The organism is Halomonas sp. KX33721, from assembly GCF_001596805.1.
GTDB lineage: Bacteria > Pseudomonadota > Gammaproteobacteria > Pseudomonadales > Halomonadaceae > Vreelandella > Vreelandella aquamarina.
In genome coordinates this window covers 78,012-93,827 of record NZ_LVIA01000013.1, presented here as the reverse complement: position 1 = coordinate 93,827, position 15,816 = coordinate 78,012, and the positions used below count along the sequence as shown (strand labels likewise).

Genomic DNA, 15,816 nt, shown 5'->3' with positions numbered 1-15,816 from the left:
CTATGCTTGGCGAGTCTAATGTAAGATTCGTTGATCACCCGGCAGCGTATCGATATGCAGCGGCGCAAAATGCCGCGGCTTGTTACCCGGAAAATCCAGGCTTGCCCAGGGGCCGGCCAGCACTGGCGCGCCGCATAGCCACGCCACTAACGCCTGGCGGAAACCGGCTAAAAAGCTTTCACGCTCAGGGGTTTCGCCCATAAAAAACGAAAAGCCTGCGTACATACCCGCCGCATACTCTTGCCAACCAGAGTAGTGGTCTGCTGCTAGCTGGTAGGCACGATCTAATACTTCTGCAAACGCTGGTTTATCGAGCCAGCCTAACTGCCGTGCCGCAATCGCAAGGTCTACCAACTGGGCAATATCCCAGGCGGCCATGTCGACCTCGTTACAGCCGTCTTCATTGGTGCTGACCCGGCGCAGACGCAACAGGTGATGACGCTCATCCTCGGCGCAGTCACCGGATTCCAAAATAGCGATTTCTGCTGCTAGGCGCTCTGGATTTAGCGTGTAGGGCGCGTAGTTGATCTGATACTCCTGCCGGTCACCTGCTTCCAGCATGAAGGTTAAAAACTCTTGCATATCGTCGGCGCTGGTGAGGTGGTAGTGGCTCTCGACCCATTCGCGAATGTCGGCGCACTCGCGCGGACTTTCCAACTGCGGCTCGCTCCACACTGCACTGTTCAGCGGCCCCACCAGTGACATCGCCGTAAAGTGGCTCAGCGTCGGCCGCTCACCAGGCTCGCACCACGCATCTGGCCGCCAATCTAACCAGTGAAACAGGCTGCCGTGGTCTTCCAGATGCCAGGAAATTTCATTAATGAGCGAGTCGTGCTCTGGCTCCGGCAGGCAGCTCTCCCAGGCAAACCAGGCTTCTAGCAGGCGCTTGGGAGTCGCATAAAAACGGCATAGGCAGCTCCGTAGGGCGCTGGCGTGCTGCATGAGCGGTTCGCGCTCGAACAGGCCGCTATCGAGGGCCATGTGCAGGTAGAAGGCAAACTTCTCGGCCATGTGAATCGTCGCGGCGTGGCGGCTCACGCCTTTTACCGCGTTGCGCTGTTTGAGCTCACCGGGGGTCGGCTGACCAAAGCGCGTCTGCGACGGTGGCAATACGCCATGGGCGGCATCCGCAGCCAGCTGGTTGAGATGGTGCGCCTGGGCGGGTAGCCAATAGCGCGCCAGCACTTGATGGCCTTCATCCGCATGCAGGCCAAGTGAATCCTGTAGGTAGACGGCGGCATCAGCGCGGCGCTGCTCGGCAATCGGGGCCGAGGGATTGAGCTGGCGCAGCATGACATCCGGCTCGCGTACGCCAGCCAGGGCAAGCAGCCAATGGTGCGGCGTGTTGCGCCACGCTTTGATACGCGTACGCGAGGCTTGGCGAGTCGGCTCGTCCAGTAACGCACCCAGCGAGTGCTTCCAGGGGCTATGGGCAGCGTGCATTAACAGCTTATGGCGGGCGCTGGGTGTCATCCCCCGGCGATCAACGCCCTCGAACAGGCTTTGCCCGCGCATGTAGGCTTTCAGTACTGCGTGCCAGCCGTGGTAACGGCGCCCGACGAGGTCAGCCGCATGGGCCGCTAGGTCGTCCGCTTCCGCCTGGCTTAGCCAGCCGCAGCAAGCACCAGCCCAGGCGAGCTCTACTAACCGCAGCCAATCCCAGGCGGCCCACTCCAACGGCTCGCCCTGATTGACGAACGCAGTGAGCACGGGCGCGTAGGGAGCATCGTTCACCGCACCCCGCTGCCACTCTTGGCGCTGGGCGCGATCCATGGTCAGCAGCTCGCGGGCTTCAATATCCCAGCGCTGGCGCTCACCCTGGGCGCTTAGCCATAGCATCACCTCTAATAGTTGCTCGCGGTCATACACTTGCCAGATGTGCCCTAACCACTCGCTGGCATCGGGCCAGTCGGCGGCGCTAGCCGGGTAGCTCACCACTGGGCGAAACAGCGCGCCCAACCGCCAAGGCTGAGCTTCTGGCGCTTGCGGCCATAGCGAAGCCGGTGCAGGGCGTTGCGCTAGCTCAGTATCCAGGGTTTGCCATGTGACACCTTCACCTTCACTCTCTAGATCCGACAACGCTTGGCAGGCATCGATAAAACGGTCATCGGCACCGGTTTCCCAACCTTTGGCCCCTAGCGCACGACGTAGATCCGACAGCCACGCTCGCTGATCGCTGTAGTCAGAAGTGATGCGCCGTGTTAAGTGGTGTGCCCAGTTCGTCGCCTGAGCCTGGCTTAGCCAACCCGCCGCCCCGGCGAGTGCTGCCCACTCCAGCGCGCCCAACAGCTGATCGGCGCTGCCTGACGGTGCGCCGAGTGCAAAAAACAGCTGGTCTGCCAACGCGCCACGATCTGTAATACCCAGTTCTAGCAGGCGTTGCTCCGCCGCGACCGCATCCACCGCCAGTGGGTGCGGTGTAAAAGCCCAATCACACAGCACCAGCTGTTGAGCCCACCAGGCATTTAGTGCGTCGAACAAAAGACACCTCGAAGAAACAGAAAGCGATCAATAAAAGCCATAACCAACCAGAACAGACCAACGAGGCCGCCAAAAGCGGCATAGTGTAACGGAATCTGCTGCCAAGACCGATAGCAGCCGCACAAAACAGCGCTGCCCGGCACAAAGGCCGGGCAGCGATTACCGCAAAGAGCAGCGTGCGCTAAGCGCTTTTGACTTTACTAATGACCCATAGCAAGACCACCGCCCCCACGGTTGCCGTGACCAGCGAGCCGATAAAGCCACCCGCCTGTAAACCCAGCAAACTAAATAAGAAGCCCCCGACGAGCGCGCCAACCACACCCACGCCGATGTTGCCTAAAATACCAAAACCACCGCCACGCATGATGTTGCCAGCAATCCAGCCAGCTAAACCACCAATGATTAACCACGCAATAAAGCCCATACTACCTCCTTGGTTTCACTCAGCTTGGGGTTTTACCTTCCACCTATGCTTGTCCTACCATAGCACACGGCGCTACTGTTCTGCCCATTTGTTGCCTTTTCCCACAAGGATCCTCTTATGATTCCCGACTCCCTTAAACAGCTACTTAGCCATGTTGATGGTCATCAACGCGCCACCTGGGAAGGCCGTGACGTCGCACTCTTCAACATGGCCTGGGGGGAAATGGCGATCAGCCTGCAGGGCGCTCAAGTGCTGCACTTTCAGCCCACCGATGACACCGGCTGGCTATGGGTAACGCCAACGCCGCAGGCGCTGCCGGGCGCGATTCGTGGCGGCATTCCGCTCTGCTGGCCCTGGTTTGCCGACGAGCGCTACGCTGACGAAAGCCCCGAGCGTAACGGCCCCTTCCATGGGCTTGCCCGCCACGCCATGTGGCGTCTGGACGCCGTTGACGACCACGCCGAAGGCATCGAGGTCCATCTCTCGCCGGAAGAGTGTCTGCATAGCCAGCTCACCGCCCGCGTGGTCATTCAAGCCAACGCCCAGCGGCTAAACGTTGAGATCATCAGCGAAAACATTGGCGATGCTCCGATCAAAACCAGCGGCGCACTGCATACCTACCTGGCCGTTAATGAGGTGCATCAATGCCGCTTAGAAGGCCTAGCAGGCGCGCGCTATTTGGATAAGCTGCGTGACTTTGCGGAATCTGAGCAACAGGGCACGCTGGCGATTCGTGGCCCGGTCGACCGTATTTATCACACCAATGAAGCGGTGCTGCTCAACGACGGCCAGCGCACGCTGCGCATCGGTAAGCAGTCCAGCGACTCCACGGTGGTCTGGCACCCGGATAGCGACCTGCCCAGCGACACACCCGCCGACGCCGCCAAACACTTTTTATGCGTTGAAGCCGCCAATACTCGCCTTGACCCCGTTTGGTTAGTACCAGGGGCACAGCACCTGCTAGGGACGACAATAAGCCGCGGTTAATGATCGGTTCATCAAGGCTTTGCTATGATCAAGCCATTGATACACCCCCAAGGAGCGACGATGGATCCACAACAATGGCTGGAAGCAGCCACGCTTGCCTTTAACCTGATCGGTATGGTGGTGTGCTTGGTTGGCTTAACGCTTGCACAAAAAATGCAGCGCCGCTGGCCCGGCTATAGCCTCGCGGTCGTCGGTTTTATCATTGCGACCCTGCCCATGCTCTCTCAACTTGTCTTGATGTGGCAGCGCTAACGTTCCACCACCTCGCCAAGATGCCCCACCCGATGAAGGAAGCGACAGGATGCGCCAGCCGTTAAGCCGCGAATTGAGCAATATGTTAGAGCGAAGCCGAGACCGGCAGCTGCGGCTGGCGGTGACAGGCCTTTCGCAAGCGGGTAAAACGGCGTTTTTAACCTCGCTGGTGAACCAACTACGCCATGCAGGCGTAGAAGCACAGTTAGACCTACTACCGGTTGCCCGTGAAGGTCGACTGTTAGGCGCGCAGCGTTTAAATCAGCCGGACTTAGGCGTGCCACGCTTCCCTTATGACCCCGGCATGGCATCGCTGAGAGATACACCGCCGCGCTGGCCAGAGCCCACTCGTGGCATTAGCGAGCTGCGTTTACAGCTGCGCTACCGCCCTGCCCAGCAGGGCTGGTTCACTCCGGATATCGCTCACCTGACGCTGGATCTGTTCGACTACCCCGGCGAATGGCTGCTGGATTTGCCGCTGCTGCAGCACGACTTCTACAGCTGGAGCCAGAGCCAAGCCCAGCACGAAGGCCCCCATCGCCGAGCGCTGTTTAGCGAATGGCTGACCGAGGCAGAGCAGCTAGACCCTACGACAGAAGCCGATGAAGCGCAGCTCGCCACGCTTGCCGAGGCCTACGCATTGGGCCTGCGTCGCGCCAAGCAGGCGGGCTTCTCTGACCTGCAGCCGGGGCGTTTTTTGCTGCCCGGCGAGCTAGATGGTGCACCGGTGCTGCAGTTCTTCCCGCTGCCCGGATTAGATACGCCCAAAGAACCCCTCGACGCGCTGCCCGAGTCGAGCCTCTACGCCACCCTGGCGGCGCGTTTTCGCTACTACCAGCAGCAGGTGGTGCGCCCTTTCTACCGCGACCACTTCCGCCGCTTTGACCGCCAGATTGTGCTGGTGGACGTGCTGGGCGCGCTCAACGCCGGGCCGGAGCGCTTTGAGGATCTTTCCCGCGCGCTGCAACAGCTGATGAAGAGCTTTGATTACGGCAAGCGCAGCCTGCTGACCCGTCTGTTCGCTCCTAAAATTGACCGCCTCGCCATTGCCGCTACCAAAGCGGACCACGTCACCCCCGACCAGCACACCCACGTGGTGCAGCTGTTAGAAGCGCTGCTGGCGGAGCCATTGAAAGACTTACGCTTTGCCGATATCCCGGTGAAAGCGCTGTCGCTGGCGGCCATTCGCGCCACCGAGGCCCGCGAAGTGCTTCATGATGGCAAGCGAACGCCAGCGCTGAAAGGCACCACGTTAGAAGGTGAAGACGTGCTGGTGTACCCCGGCGATGTGCCCAGCCGCCTGCCCAAAGCCGATTTCTGGCAGCAGCAAGGATTTGATTTCCCCAGCTTCCGCCCGCTGCCCGCCGATAGCGAGGCACTGCCCCACATCCGTATGGACGCCGCGATTGACTGGCTGATTGGAGACAAACTGACATGAGCAACCCTCAGCCCCGCCGCGACTTCCAAACCGAAGCGCCGCCCGAGCCTACCCAGGAAACCCTGCGCCAGCACGAACGCTTTGCAGCGACTGAATCGCACCAGCCGCTGGCGACCCAAGCCGAACTCAAAGCGCTGCCGGAAGAGACTCTAGGCGCGCCTCGCAAGCGCCGCTGGGGGCTGATGTTCGCCTTGGCAGGCGGTGCCACACTCGGCACGGTAGAGCTGGCAACCGGCATTCCTGACGCGCTGTCCCAGTCCCAGTGGATGGCGATGGCGTGGCAGCTATTTGGGATTAGCCTGATTGGCTTGGGCGGCGTATCGCTCCTCAAGGAGCTGGGCCGTTTGCGGCGCTTAAAGCGGCACGATCAGCTACGGGCCAACCTAGCCGAGCTTCCCCAGCGCTCCAGCCAGCAGGCCCAGGCGATGGCCGTTCAGTTAAAACAGCAGCTGGCACTGAGCAACGACGACCCGCACTGGCTGGCCTTTCAGCGGGCGTGCCAGCCGCACCATAGCGGGGAAGAGATTCAAACCCTGCTGCGCTACCACCTGCTCGCCCCCCGTGACCGGGAAGCCCAGCGGTTGATTACCCGGATGTCGGGGGAAACCGCCATCATGGTGGCGGTTTCCCCGCTAACCCTGGTGGATATGGCGCTGGTGGCGTGGCGCAGCCTGGCCATGGTGGATCGGCTGAGCCGTCTGTACGGCCTGGAGCTTGGCTACGCCAGCCGCCTGCGGCTATTTCGCCATGTGTTGCACAACATGGCGTTTGCAGGCGCCAGCGAACTAGCCACCGATGCCAGCATGGACATGCTCTCGCTGGATTTGGCAGGCCGCCTTTCAGCAAGAGCCGGCCAGGGCTTAGCGACGGGGCTGCTGAGCGCCCGCCTGGGTATGCGCGCTCAGCGACTGTGCCGCCCGGTGGCGTTTACCCCAGAAGAGCAGCCCAAACTAGCCGACCTTCGCCAAGACCTCTGGCGGCAGATCAAGCGGCTTGATAAAGAGCCCGCCCCCGCCGCACGCAACAGCGATTAATACCGTTCAGCCGCACATCCTCTTCGCTGAAGTGCTCGGGCCGTAGACCCAGAACCACCGGCTGTAACAGGTCGTTCCAGCCTTCGGCATCCGCCACTTCATTTAAGTCACCTAGCAGGCCAAGCTCGCCCCACTCCTGAAGGTTATTATCGTTTTAGGGGCTAGATGATGGTGGAGCGCTCCGCCTACCGCAAGCGGCTATCGACTAAGGTGGCAGAGCAATAATGACAGCAACAAATGCTAAAGCCCAAAGCGCTGCTTCAGGAATAACGCCACCGCTGCTTCGCCGTGGTGGCCGATCCGCCGGGCTTCTGGCACGCGATCGAACAGCGCCGGATGAGCGTTGGCCATCACCTGGGCCTCGCCTGCCAAGGTGAGCATTTCGGTGTCGTTGAGGTTATCGCCAAAGGCTAGGCAATCGGCGGCAGTGAGCCCAAGCGACTCCAGCAACGCCGCGAGCGCCACGCCTTTATTCACTCCGCCCGCCATGATCTCTAGCGAGTCCACCGTGGAGTAGGTAATGTGCAGCCCATCGCCATGCGCCGCTTGGGCCTGAGCTTCCAGCTCTGCCAGCGCATCCGGGTCGCCCAAATAGAGCACTTTACCTACGCCGTTGACGTCCATCTGCTCCGGTGGCACGACCTCATAGCGAAAGCCCGTCGAGGCGTGCAGTGAAAGCAGGTGTGGCGCTTCGGCGTCCACATGCCAGCCCGCTTCGCGGTAAAGGTTGAGGCGCACCTGTGGCGGCCGGGGTAAATGAATCAGCGCGTGAGCGTGATCCGGGTTAAGGTGCGACGCGCTAACCAAGCCATCGTCTGGGTCGTGGGTGTAAGCCCCGTTGGTGCTAATCAGGTGAGCAGGCACGCCCAGCTCATCGCGGAAGACGCGCATATCGTGGTAGTGGCGGCCCGAGGCCAGCGCCAGGTGGTGCCCCTGCCGAACCAACTCTTGGAGCACCTCAATGGTGCTGTCATGTAACCGGTGGTCGCTGCCTAACAGGGTACCGTCAAGGTCGGAAACGATCAGGCGAGGGGTCATCAAAGCGCTCCTTGTGCGTTAGCAGAGTAACGTTGCAGTTCGCTCAGCTTAACCGATTCAGCCAACCGTAAGTAAGTCATTGACTTGCCGTCGCCGTCGCCACTTCCCCAGGGGCAACGATTGGCGCAGCCAGTGGGAATCCGTATAGTGGCAACCTACTCTCGCCAACTGATTGAACACATGCTTCAAAACAACTCCCTGCTTGCCCAGCTCAAGCAACAGATCCGTGAAACCACCCCGCGCGCTGAAGGGGTGATCAAAGCCACAGAAAAAGGCTTTGGTTTTCTTGAAACTGATAGCGGCGAATCCTATTTCGTGCCGCCCCCCGCCATGAAACAGGTGCTGCACGGCGACCGTGTGGAAGCCGTGATTCACGAGAACGGCGATAAAAAATCGGTTGAGCCTGAAAAGCTTATTGAAGCCGGTTTAGACCGCTTCGTTGCTCGCGTTCAAAAGCGCGAAGGCCGCCTCGCGGTGGTGCCGGATCACCCCTCGATTCGCAACGTTCTAAAAGCACGCATCAAAAATAGCCTGGATGAAGACTCCATTGCCGACGGCGATTGGGTCGTGGCGCGTTTGGTGCGTCACCCGCTAAAAGAGAACGACCGCGGCTTCTTCTCCCAGATCGATGAGTTGGTGGCCAAAGCCGACGACCCCGCCGTGCCGTGGCGCGTGACGCTTGCTCGCCACGCGCTGGAGCAAGAGTGCCCGGATGCCGGCAGCGACTGGCCGCTGCACGATGAAGGCCTCACCCGTGAAGACCTCACCGAGCAGCCGTACTTCACGATCGACGGTGAAAAAACCCGCGATATGGATGACGCGCTGCACGTAGTGGCACGCCCGGAAGGCGGCTGGCAGCTGAGCGTGGCGATTGCCGACCCCACCGCTTATGTGGAAGAGGGCCACGCTGCTGACCTGGAAGCCCGCGTCCGTGCATTTACCGTGTACCTGCCGGGCCAGAACGTGACCATGTTGCCCGAGCAGTTGGCGGATGATCTTTGCTCGCTGCGGGAAGGCCAAGAGCGCCCTGTCCTGGCCTGCACGCTGAACATTAACGCCGACGGCAGCCTGGGCGACTACCGCTTCTTCGCGGCCAACGTGAAGTCCCACGCTAAGCTGGTGTACGAGCGCGTCTCTGATTGGATTGAAGGCCAAGGCGACTGGGCTCCGGCAGATAATATTGCCGAGCAGCTACACGCCCTGCGTGAGCTGACCGAAGCGCGTACCGCGTGGCGCAACGAGCACGCGCTGGTATTTAAAGATCGTCCTGATTACGTGTTTGATCTGGATGAAGCGGGCAACGTGCTGGGGATTCATACCGAAGACCGCCGCATTGCCAACCGTATGATCGAAGAGTCGATGATTGCTGCCAACGCCTGCTGCGCGGATTTCCTGGCTAGCCATATCGGCCACGGCATCTTCAACGTACACCGCGCTTTCGAGCCGGAAAAAGCCGAAGCGGCACAAGAGTTCCTGGCGACTCAGGACATCGAAGTGGCTCAGGAAGCGCTCACCGAGCTTGCCCACTATAAAGAGCTGAAGCGTGCGCTTGAAAGCCGCGACGACGCTTGGCTGGATGCGCGCCTGCGCCGTTTCCAGGGCTTCACCAGCATGTCGGCCCAGCCTGGCCCGCACTTCGGCCTGGGGCTGCCCGCCTACGCCACCTGGACCTCGCCGATTCGTAAGTATGGCGATATGGTCAACCACCGCTTGATCAAGCGCGTGCTGAAGGGTGAGCAGGCTCCGGCAGAAGCCAGCCAGCAGCTCACCGAGCAGCTCACCGAGCGCCGCCGCTTGAACCGTATGGCCGAGCGCGACGTGAAAGATTGGCTTTACGTGCGCTACCTGACCCCGGCGGCGCAGAATCAGGACACCTTCGACGCCGAAATCATGGCAATCAACCGTGGCGGCATGCGGGTTCGCCTGATAGAAAACGGCGCGACGGCGTTCGTGCCTGCCCCCTTGATGCACAGTGACCGCGATAAAGTGGTCATCGATGACAAAGAGGGCCGCATTCAGATCGAAGGCGAAGAGCGCTTCAAGCTGGGCGATAGCCTGCGCGTATCACTCACGGAAGCCCGTGAAGAGACACGCTCGCTGGTCGCCAAACCTGCTGACTAAACGCAGCCAACACGTGTTCGCGCCACGGCTTTGCCGTGGCGTTTTTATTTCTGCTCCACGGTGACGTTGTCGCAGAACTGACTTATTTCTACCCTAAGGTAATTCGATGACACTCATGTGGCTCGGAGGTTACCTTGCATATCGCCGATGTGACCATGTTCCACGCCCCGGCAAGTGGCGGCGTTCGCACCTATTTACAGGCCAAGCACCGCGTCCTCTCGCGCACACCCAACCTCCGTACCAGCCTGCTGGTGCCAGGGGCTGAGCGTGATAGTTTGGGCGACCACCACACGCTACCGGCGCTGCACCTGCCCCTTGGGCAGGGCTATCGATTCCCGCTGCGCCGCCGCCCTTGGCGTGACGCCTTGGTAGACCTCTCCCCCACGTTAATCGAAGCAGGCGACCCTTACGTTACCGCTTGGGCAGCGCTGGAGGCTGGCCAGCGCTTGGGCGTGCCGGTGGTGGGTTTCTACCACTCCGATTTACCCCACTTGATGGGCGACCGCTTTGGCCGCCATGTTCGCCAACGGCTAATTCGCTACGTGGTGGACCTGTACCAGCGCTTTGATAGCGTGCTAGCTCCCTGCCACGCGATGGCCAACCGACTCACCGAGTGGGGCGTGCCCAACGTGCGCGTGCAGTCGTTAGGGGTTGATTTAGAGCAGTTTCACCCTTCACGGCGCGACCCCGGCTTCCGTGCGGCCATGGGTATTCCCGCGGATAAAAAGCTGCTGATCTTTGTCGGCCGTTTCTCGCGAGAAAAGAATATCGACGTGCTACTCGCCACCATGCGGGCGCTTGGCAGCGACTACCACCTGCTGCTGATGGGGCCGGGCATGCCGACTCAAGTGCCTAGCAATGTCACTGTGGTCAACCGCTGCTGCGGTAGCCATGAAGTGGCCCGCGCGCTTGCCAGTAGCGATGCGCTACTGCATGCGGGCACCCGCGAAACCTTTGGGCTGGTGGCCCAGGAAGCGATGGCCAGCGGCCTACCGGTGATTGGCGCGCGGGCAGGCGCGCTGATCGAGAACGTACCGCTGGGCGCGGGCGTGCTCTGCCAGCCGCTTGACCCTGACGCGATGGCGGACGCCTGCTCCGCGCTGTTTAGCAACGATATTGCCGCCAGCGGACGCTACGCGCGCCATTTTGTTGAGCGCCAGTTCAGCTGGGACAGCGTCATTGGCTCGCTGCTCACGCACTATGTCGAACTCTGTGGACTCGAACAGCCTGATGCCCGTGCCGTCCGCCGCTAAACCTCAACGGCTGCTGCGCTTTCGTCCGCTACACGGCGTTCTACTGCTGGCTGCCTTGGTAGCGCCGCTGGTGCTCACATCGCTTGCAGGGGGCAGCAAAGCGTTTGAACATGTGGCGCAGTTTCCCATTGGCCTACTGGTTCTAATGATCGCCATGGCGGCGCTATGCTGGAATTTAAATGCTGCCCGTCTGCGCCTGATGCTGAACGGCCGCGCTGGCCAGCTTGGGCAGCGCGGCGCGCTGGGCATCGAGCTGGCGGCGAAGTGCGCGCTCTGCGCAACGCCAGGCGGTAGCGGCGGCCCGGCCACTCTGCTGTTATTACTTGCCCAGCGGGGATTTTCGCCCTCAAAAGGCACCGCCGTGTTTCTCATCGACCAGGGGTGCGACCTGCTGTTCTTTCTGCTGATGCTGAGCGGTTTGGTGGCGATGTCGGTTTTCGGGGATGCCCAGTGGCCACACCAGGGGCTGGTACAGCTCTCGTTACTGGGATTGGCGCTGTTAGCGGTGGGCGTCTCGCTGATGATGGGGTACTTACCCAAGCTGCTGCGTACTCAACGCCAGTGGCTAGCCTGGATACGCCCTAGCCGCAGGCGCTGGCTGGTTAGGCGACTGTTACGCTGTCGCCATGCGCTGCGTATGACGCTGGCACTACCCAAAGCCACGTTGGCAGCGATGCTGGCACTCACGACCCTACACTGGCTGCTGCGCTACAGCTTGCTGTACCTAGCGGTGATTGGCATCGGGGGGCATGCCGACTGGCTCTGGACGTTTTTAACTCAGATGCTAGCTATGGCCGCCAGCCAATTCAGCTTTCTCCCTGGCGGCGCAGGGGCGGCTGAAGTGGGGGTGGGAAGCCTGTTGCTGCCCTTGATGGGCCGGGAGCAGACCGCGGCCGCCGTGCTGGTCTGGCGGCTGATTAGCTACCACTTGTATCTTGCCGCCGGTGCGCCGCTGCTACTGCTCTACAGCGCGCGACTGCTGCGTCAGCGCTAGCCGCCTCACCGCTTTACTTAACCTCCTCAAACGCAAAAAGGGCACCCAAGGTGCCCTTTTCAGCGTCACGAAGAAAGTGCGCGGCTTACCAGCCGGTTACTTCTTTCAGCGCGTCGCCAATTTGCGCCAAAGAACGAACGGTTTTCACACCGGCGTCTTCAAGAGCCGCAAATTTCTCATCGGCAGTACCTTTACCGCCAGAGATGATGGCGCCCGCGTGGCCCATGCGCTTGCCAGGAGGTGCAGTGACACCGGCAATGTAGGAAACCACCGGCTTGGAAACGTTGGCTTTGATGTAAGCCGCGGCTTCTTCTTCGGCGGTGCCGCCGATTTCGCCGATCATCACGATCGCTTCGGTTTTCGGGTCCTTCTCGAACATTTCCAGGATGTCGATGAAGTTAGAACCCGGAATCGGGTCGCCGCCGATACCGACACAGGTAGACTGACCGAAACCGTGGTCAGTGGTCTGCTTAACGGCTTCGTAAGTCAGGGTACCAGAGCGGGAAACGATACCAACGCGGCCCGGCTGGTGGATGTGACCCGGCATGATACCGATTTTGCACTCACCGGGAGTGATCACGCCCGGGCAGTTCGGGCCGATCAGGCGTACGCCCAGCTCGTCGCATTTTACTTTTGCGTCGAGCATATCGAGGGTCGCGATGCCTTCGGTGATGCACACGATCAGCTTGATGCCAGCGTTCGCAGCTTCAAGGATCGAGTCTTTGCAGAACGGTGCCGGTACGTAGATCACGCTGGCTTCTGCGCCGGTTTTCTCGACCGCTTCTTTCACGGTGTTGAAAACAGGCAGGCCCAGGTGCGTCTGGCCGCCTTTGCCCGGCGTCACACCACCGACCATTTGCGTGCCATAGGCAATCGCCTGCTCGGAGTGGAACGTGCCCTGGCCACCGGTGAAACCTTGGCAGATGACCTTGGTGTTCTTATCGATCAGGATGCTCATTACTTGCCCTCCGCTGCTTTTACAACCTGCTGAGCCGCGTCGGTCAGACTGGTAGCAGCGATGATGTTCAGACCGCTAGACGCCAGTTTTTCAGCGCCCAATTCAGCGTTGTTACCTTCCAGGCGAACGACCACCGGGACGTTAACGCCCACTTGCTCAACGGCACCGATGATGCCTTCAGCAATCATGTCGCAACGAACGATGCCGCCGAAGATGTTCACCAGAACAGCTTTCACGTTGTCGTCAGACAGGATGATCTTGAACGCTTCTGCGACGCGCTCTTTGGTCGCGCCGCCGCCAACGTCCAGGAAGTTAGCGGGTTTGCCGCCACTCAGGTTGACGATGTCCATGGTGCCCATAGCCAGGCCTGCGCCGTTCACCATGCAACCAATGTTACCGTCGAGGGCGACGTAGTTAAGTTCCCACTTCGCCGCGTCGGCTTCACGCTGATCTTCCTGGGAAGGATCGCGCATGGCCTGCAGGTCCGGGTGACGGTACAGGGCGTTGCTATCCAGGCCCAGTTTGGCATCCAAGCAGTGCAGGTTGCCTTCGTCAGTGATGACCAGCGGGTTGATCTCAAGAAGTGCCAAATCTTTGTCATGGAACAGCTTAGACAGACCCAGGAAGATCTTGGTGAACTGCTTCACCTGATCGCCTTCCAGACCCAGCGCAAAGGCCAGCTCGCGAGCTTGGTAGGGCTGTGCGCCGACCAGCGGATCGATTTCAGCTTTTAGAATTTTTTCCGGCGTCTCTTCGGCGACGGTTTCGATCTCAACACCGCCTTCGGTAGAGGCCATGAAGACCACACGGCGGGTAGTACGGTCAACGACCGCGCCCAGGTAGAGCTCGTCGGCGATGTTGGTGCAGGTCTCTACCAGAATCTTGGCAACCGGCTGACCTTTTTCGTCAGTCTGGTAAGTGACCAGGTTCTTGCCCAGCCACTGCTCGGCGAAGGTTTTGGCTTCTGCCGGGTCCTTGATCAGCTTGACGCCGCCCGCTTTACCGCGGCCGCCAGCGTGAACCTGGGCTTTGACGACCCACATGTCGCCGCCGATTTTTTTGCACGCTTCTACTGCTTCTTCGGGAGTGTCCACGGCAAAGCCTTTGGACACTGGCAGACCATAATCAGCAAACAGCTGTTTGCCTTGATACTCGTGAAGGTTCATCGATTCATGCCATTGGTTGCATGTGACTCGAACGATGATCAGTCGCCCTGAAGAACATCTTGCAGGTGCTGGTCATCCCCGTACTTTCATGACGACGAGTTGCCACGCCGCCATGAAAGTGTTGCGCCACCTGACGGTGGCGCTTGGTTGTTGCTTAGCGAATTACTTGCGCTTCTTGCGGTTGGCCATGTGAATGGCATGACCTTCTACCGCCAGAGCAGCTTCGTGCACGGCTTCCGACATAGTCGGGTGCGCGTAGCAGGTCAATGCCAGGTCTTCGGCGCTGGAGCCGAATTCCATGGCGATCACGCCCTGGGCGATCATCTCACCGGCGTGCTGACCCACGATGTGCATACCGAGAATACGGTCGGTTTCCGCATCGGCAATGATCTTGGCGCTGCCTTCGGTGGCGTTGTTGGCCATGGCACGGCCGCTGGCTGCGAAGGGGAAGCTACCGGTCTTGACTTCGATACCCTTGGCCTTGGCGTCCTGCTCGGTCATGCCGACCCAGGCCACTTCCGGGAAGGTATAGATGACGCTGGGGATGGTGTCGTAGTTCATCTCGGCCTTGTGGCCAGCGATGATGTCCGCCACCATGATGCCCTCTTCAGACGCTTTGTGCGCCAGCATCGGACCGCGTACACAGTCACCGATGGCGTAGACGCCCGGCACGTTGGTGCGGCACTGGTCGTCCACGAAGATGAAGCCACGCTCGTCCAGCTCGACGCCCACGCCATCGGCCACAACGCCTTTGGTGTAAGGACGACGGCCGACACATACGATCAGCTTGTCGAAGGTCATCTCTTGATCGCCGTTGGCATCGGTGTACTTGACGACGACTTCGTCACCGTTCGCTTCCGAACCGGTCACACGGGCACCCAATTTGATGTCCAGCCCCTGCTTCTTGAGCAGTTTCTGGGTCTCTTTGGCAATCGCGGTGTCGACCATCGGCAGGAAGGAGTCCATCGCTTCCAGCACGGTGACTTCAGAACCCAGACGGTTCCATACGCTGCCCAGCTCCAGGCCGATGACGCCCGCGCCAATGACACCAAGACGCTTCGGCGTTTCCTGGAATTCCAGGGCGCCGGTGGAATCGACGATTAGGCCTTCGGTCAGCGGCGTGGGCGGGATTTCCACCGGCACGGAACCTGCTGCGATGACGATGTTGTCGGCGTCGTAAGTGGTGGTGTTGCCGTCGAGGTCGGTCACCTCAACCTGCTTGCCAGACACCACTTTACCGGTACCTTCGATGGCGGTCACGCCGTTGGCCTTGAACAGGCCAGAGATGCCGCCGGTCAAGTTCTTAACGATCTTGTCCTTGCGCGCCATCATCTTCTTGACGTCCATGGTCACGTCGCCGGCTTCGATACCCATGTCGTCGAAATCGTGCTTGGCTTCGACGAACTTGTGCGAGGCTTCAAGCAGCGCTTTGGACGGGATACAGCCTACGTTCAAGCAGGTACCGCCGTGAACGACGTTACCTTCTTTACCGATCCATTTTTCAACACAGGCGGCTTTCAAACCCAGCTGCGCAGCGCGGATAGCCGCTACGTAGCCACCAGGGCCTGCACCAATAACGATCACGTCAAACTTGTCAGCCATGTTGGCTCCTTTAGCTTGGTGGCCTCCTCCCGGGTGGATGACAGCGGGTAGGAGGCTGTGTGCGATTA

General features: G+C 60.3%; 13 protein-coding genes. 7 read left to right on the top strand and 6 right to left on the bottom strand.

Annotated elements, in window-relative coordinates; translation table 11 throughout:
* Nucleotides 1–15: 15 nt before the first annotated feature.
* Together A3220_RS05160 and A3220_RS05155 are read right to left on the bottom strand one after the other, a co-directional pair.
* On the bottom strand, nt 16–2,481 hold the full coding sequence (locus tag A3220_RS05160) for a YbeU/YbeR family protein (RefSeq protein WP_062373605.1): 2,466 nt from the start codon (nt 2,479–2,481) through the stop codon (nt 16–18).
* A gap of 181 nt (nt 2,482–2,662) precedes the next feature.
* Nucleotides 2,663–2,905, bottom strand: a complete 243-nt coding sequence (locus A3220_RS05155; RefSeq protein ID WP_044627819.1) for a GlsB/YeaQ/YmgE family stress response membrane protein — start codon at nt 2,903–2,905, stop codon at nt 2,663–2,665.
* Nucleotides 2,906–3,022: 117 nt separating this feature from the next.
* On the opposite strand from A3220_RS05155, the gene A3220_RS05150 reads away from it, so the two are divergent.
* Genes A3220_RS05150 through A3220_RS05135 form a run of 4 tightly spaced genes read left to right on the top strand, consistent with a single transcriptional unit; the run spans nt 3,023 to nt 6,616 of the window.
* Nucleotides 3,023–3,892, top strand: a complete 870-nt coding sequence (locus A3220_RS05150) for a D-hexose-6-phosphate mutarotase (protein ID WP_062373602.1) — start codon at nt 3,023–3,025, stop codon at nt 3,890–3,892.
* Between the two features lie 60 nt (nt 3,893–3,952).
* Entirely contained in the window at nt 3,953–4,144 is a 192-nt protein-coding gene (locus A3220_RS05145; RefSeq protein ID WP_058576924.1) for a hypothetical protein, read from the top strand.
* Nucleotides 4,145–4,193: 49 nt separating this feature from the next.
* Nucleotides 4,194–5,582, top strand: a complete 1,389-nt coding sequence (locus A3220_RS05140; protein WP_062373599.1) for a YcjX family protein — start codon at nt 4,194–4,196, stop codon at nt 5,580–5,582.
* Entirely contained in the window at nt 5,579–6,616 is a 1,038-nt protein-coding gene (locus A3220_RS05135; RefSeq protein ID WP_062373596.1) for a TIGR01620 family protein, read from the top strand. Before A3220_RS05140 ends, A3220_RS05135 begins: the two co-directional genes overlap by 4 nt.
* A gap of 240 nt (nt 6,617–6,856) precedes the next feature.
* Here A3220_RS05135 and A3220_RS05130 read toward each other — a convergent pair whose 3' ends face one another.
* Nucleotides 6,857–7,654: a Cof-type HAD-IIB family hydrolase gene (locus A3220_RS05130; RefSeq protein WP_062359300.1), complete on the bottom strand. Its 798-nt coding sequence runs from the start codon at nt 7,652–7,654 to the stop codon at nt 6,857–6,859.
* Between the two features lie 180 nt (nt 7,655–7,834).
* On the opposite strand from A3220_RS05130, the gene A3220_RS05125 reads away from it, so the two are divergent.
* The 3 genes from A3220_RS05125 (at nt 7,835) to A3220_RS05115 (ending at nt 12,022) form a co-directional block, all read left to right on the top strand.
* Nucleotides 7,835–9,775, top strand: a complete 1,941-nt coding sequence (locus tag A3220_RS05125; protein ID WP_062373673.1) for an exoribonuclease II — start codon at nt 7,835–7,837, stop codon at nt 9,773–9,775.
* Nucleotides 9,776–9,909: 134 nt separating this feature from the next.
* On the top strand, nt 9,910–11,028 hold the full coding sequence (locus tag A3220_RS05120; protein ID WP_062373593.1) for a glycosyltransferase family 1 protein: 1,119 nt from the start codon (nt 9,910–9,912) through the stop codon (nt 11,026–11,028).
* Complete coding sequence (locus A3220_RS05115; protein ID WP_062373591.1) at nt 11,006–12,022, top strand: lysylphosphatidylglycerol synthase transmembrane domain-containing protein; 1,017 nt, start codon at nt 11,006–11,008, stop codon at nt 12,020–12,022. Before A3220_RS05120 ends, A3220_RS05115 begins: the two co-directional genes overlap by 23 nt.
* An 85-nt stretch (nt 12,023–12,107) precedes the next feature.
* Here the strand turns inward: A3220_RS05115 and sucD are convergent, their stop codons facing one another.
* From sucD to lpdA, 3 genes are all read right to left on the bottom strand, one after another.
* On the bottom strand, nt 12,108–12,980 hold the full coding sequence (sucD, locus tag A3220_RS05110) for a succinate--CoA ligase subunit alpha (RefSeq protein ID WP_044627828.1): 873 nt from the start codon (nt 12,978–12,980) through the stop codon (nt 12,108–12,110).
* On the bottom strand, nt 12,980–14,146 hold the full coding sequence (sucC, locus tag A3220_RS05105) for an ADP-forming succinate--CoA ligase subunit beta (RefSeq protein WP_016914526.1): 1,167 nt from the start codon (nt 14,144–14,146) through the stop codon (nt 12,980–12,982). Before sucC ends, sucD begins: the two co-directional genes overlap by 1 nt.
* A 162-nt stretch (nt 14,147–14,308) precedes the next feature.
* The gene (lpdA, locus tag A3220_RS05100) at nt 14,309–15,748 is read right to left on the bottom strand and encodes a dihydrolipoyl dehydrogenase (RefSeq protein ID WP_044627829.1); all 1,440 of its coding nucleotides are present in this window, start codon (nt 15,746–15,748) and stop codon (nt 14,309–14,311) included.
* Between the last annotated feature and the right edge of the window lie 68 nt (nt 15,749–15,816).

Bases quoted from the DNA above. Each gene is read 5' to 3' on its own strand.
- A3220_RS05155 (WP_044627819.1), bottom strand. From the start codon at position 2,905: ATGGGCTTTATTGCGTGGTTAATCATTGGTGGTTTAGCTGGCTGGATT.
- A3220_RS05150 (WP_062373602.1), top strand. From the start codon at position 3,023: ATGATTCCCGACTCCCTTAAACAGCTACTTAGCCATGTTGATGGTCAT.
- A3220_RS05145 (WP_058576924.1), top strand. From the start codon at position 3,953: ATGGATCCACAACAATGGCTGGAAGCAGCCACGCTTGCCTTTAACCTG.
- A3220_RS05140 (WP_062373599.1), top strand. From the start codon at position 4,194: ATGCGCCAGCCGTTAAGCCGCGAATTGAGCAATATGTTAGAGCGAAGC.
- A3220_RS05135 (WP_062373596.1), top strand. From the start codon at position 5,579: ATGAGCAACCCTCAGCCCCGCCGCGACTTCCAAACCGAAGCGCCGCCC.
- A3220_RS05130 (WP_062359300.1), bottom strand. From the start codon at position 7,654: ATGACCCCTCGCCTGATCGTTTCCGACCTTGACGGTACCCTGTTAGGC.
- A3220_RS05125 (WP_062373673.1), top strand. From the start codon at position 7,835: ATGCTTCAAAACAACTCCCTGCTTGCCCAGCTCAAGCAACAGATCCGT.
- A3220_RS05115 (WP_062373591.1), top strand. From the start codon at position 11,006: ATGCCCGTGCCGTCCGCCGCTAAACCTCAACGGCTGCTGCGCTTTCGT.
- sucD (WP_044627828.1), bottom strand. From the start codon at position 12,980: ATGAGCATCCTGATCGATAAGAACACCAAGGTCATCTGCCAAGGTTTC.
- sucC (WP_016914526.1), bottom strand. From the start codon at position 14,146: ATGAACCTTCACGAGTATCAAGGCAAACAGCTGTTTGCTGATTATGGT.
- lpdA (WP_044627829.1), bottom strand. From the start codon at position 15,748: ATGGCTGACAAGTTTGACGTGATCGTTATTGGTGCAGGCCCTGGTGGC.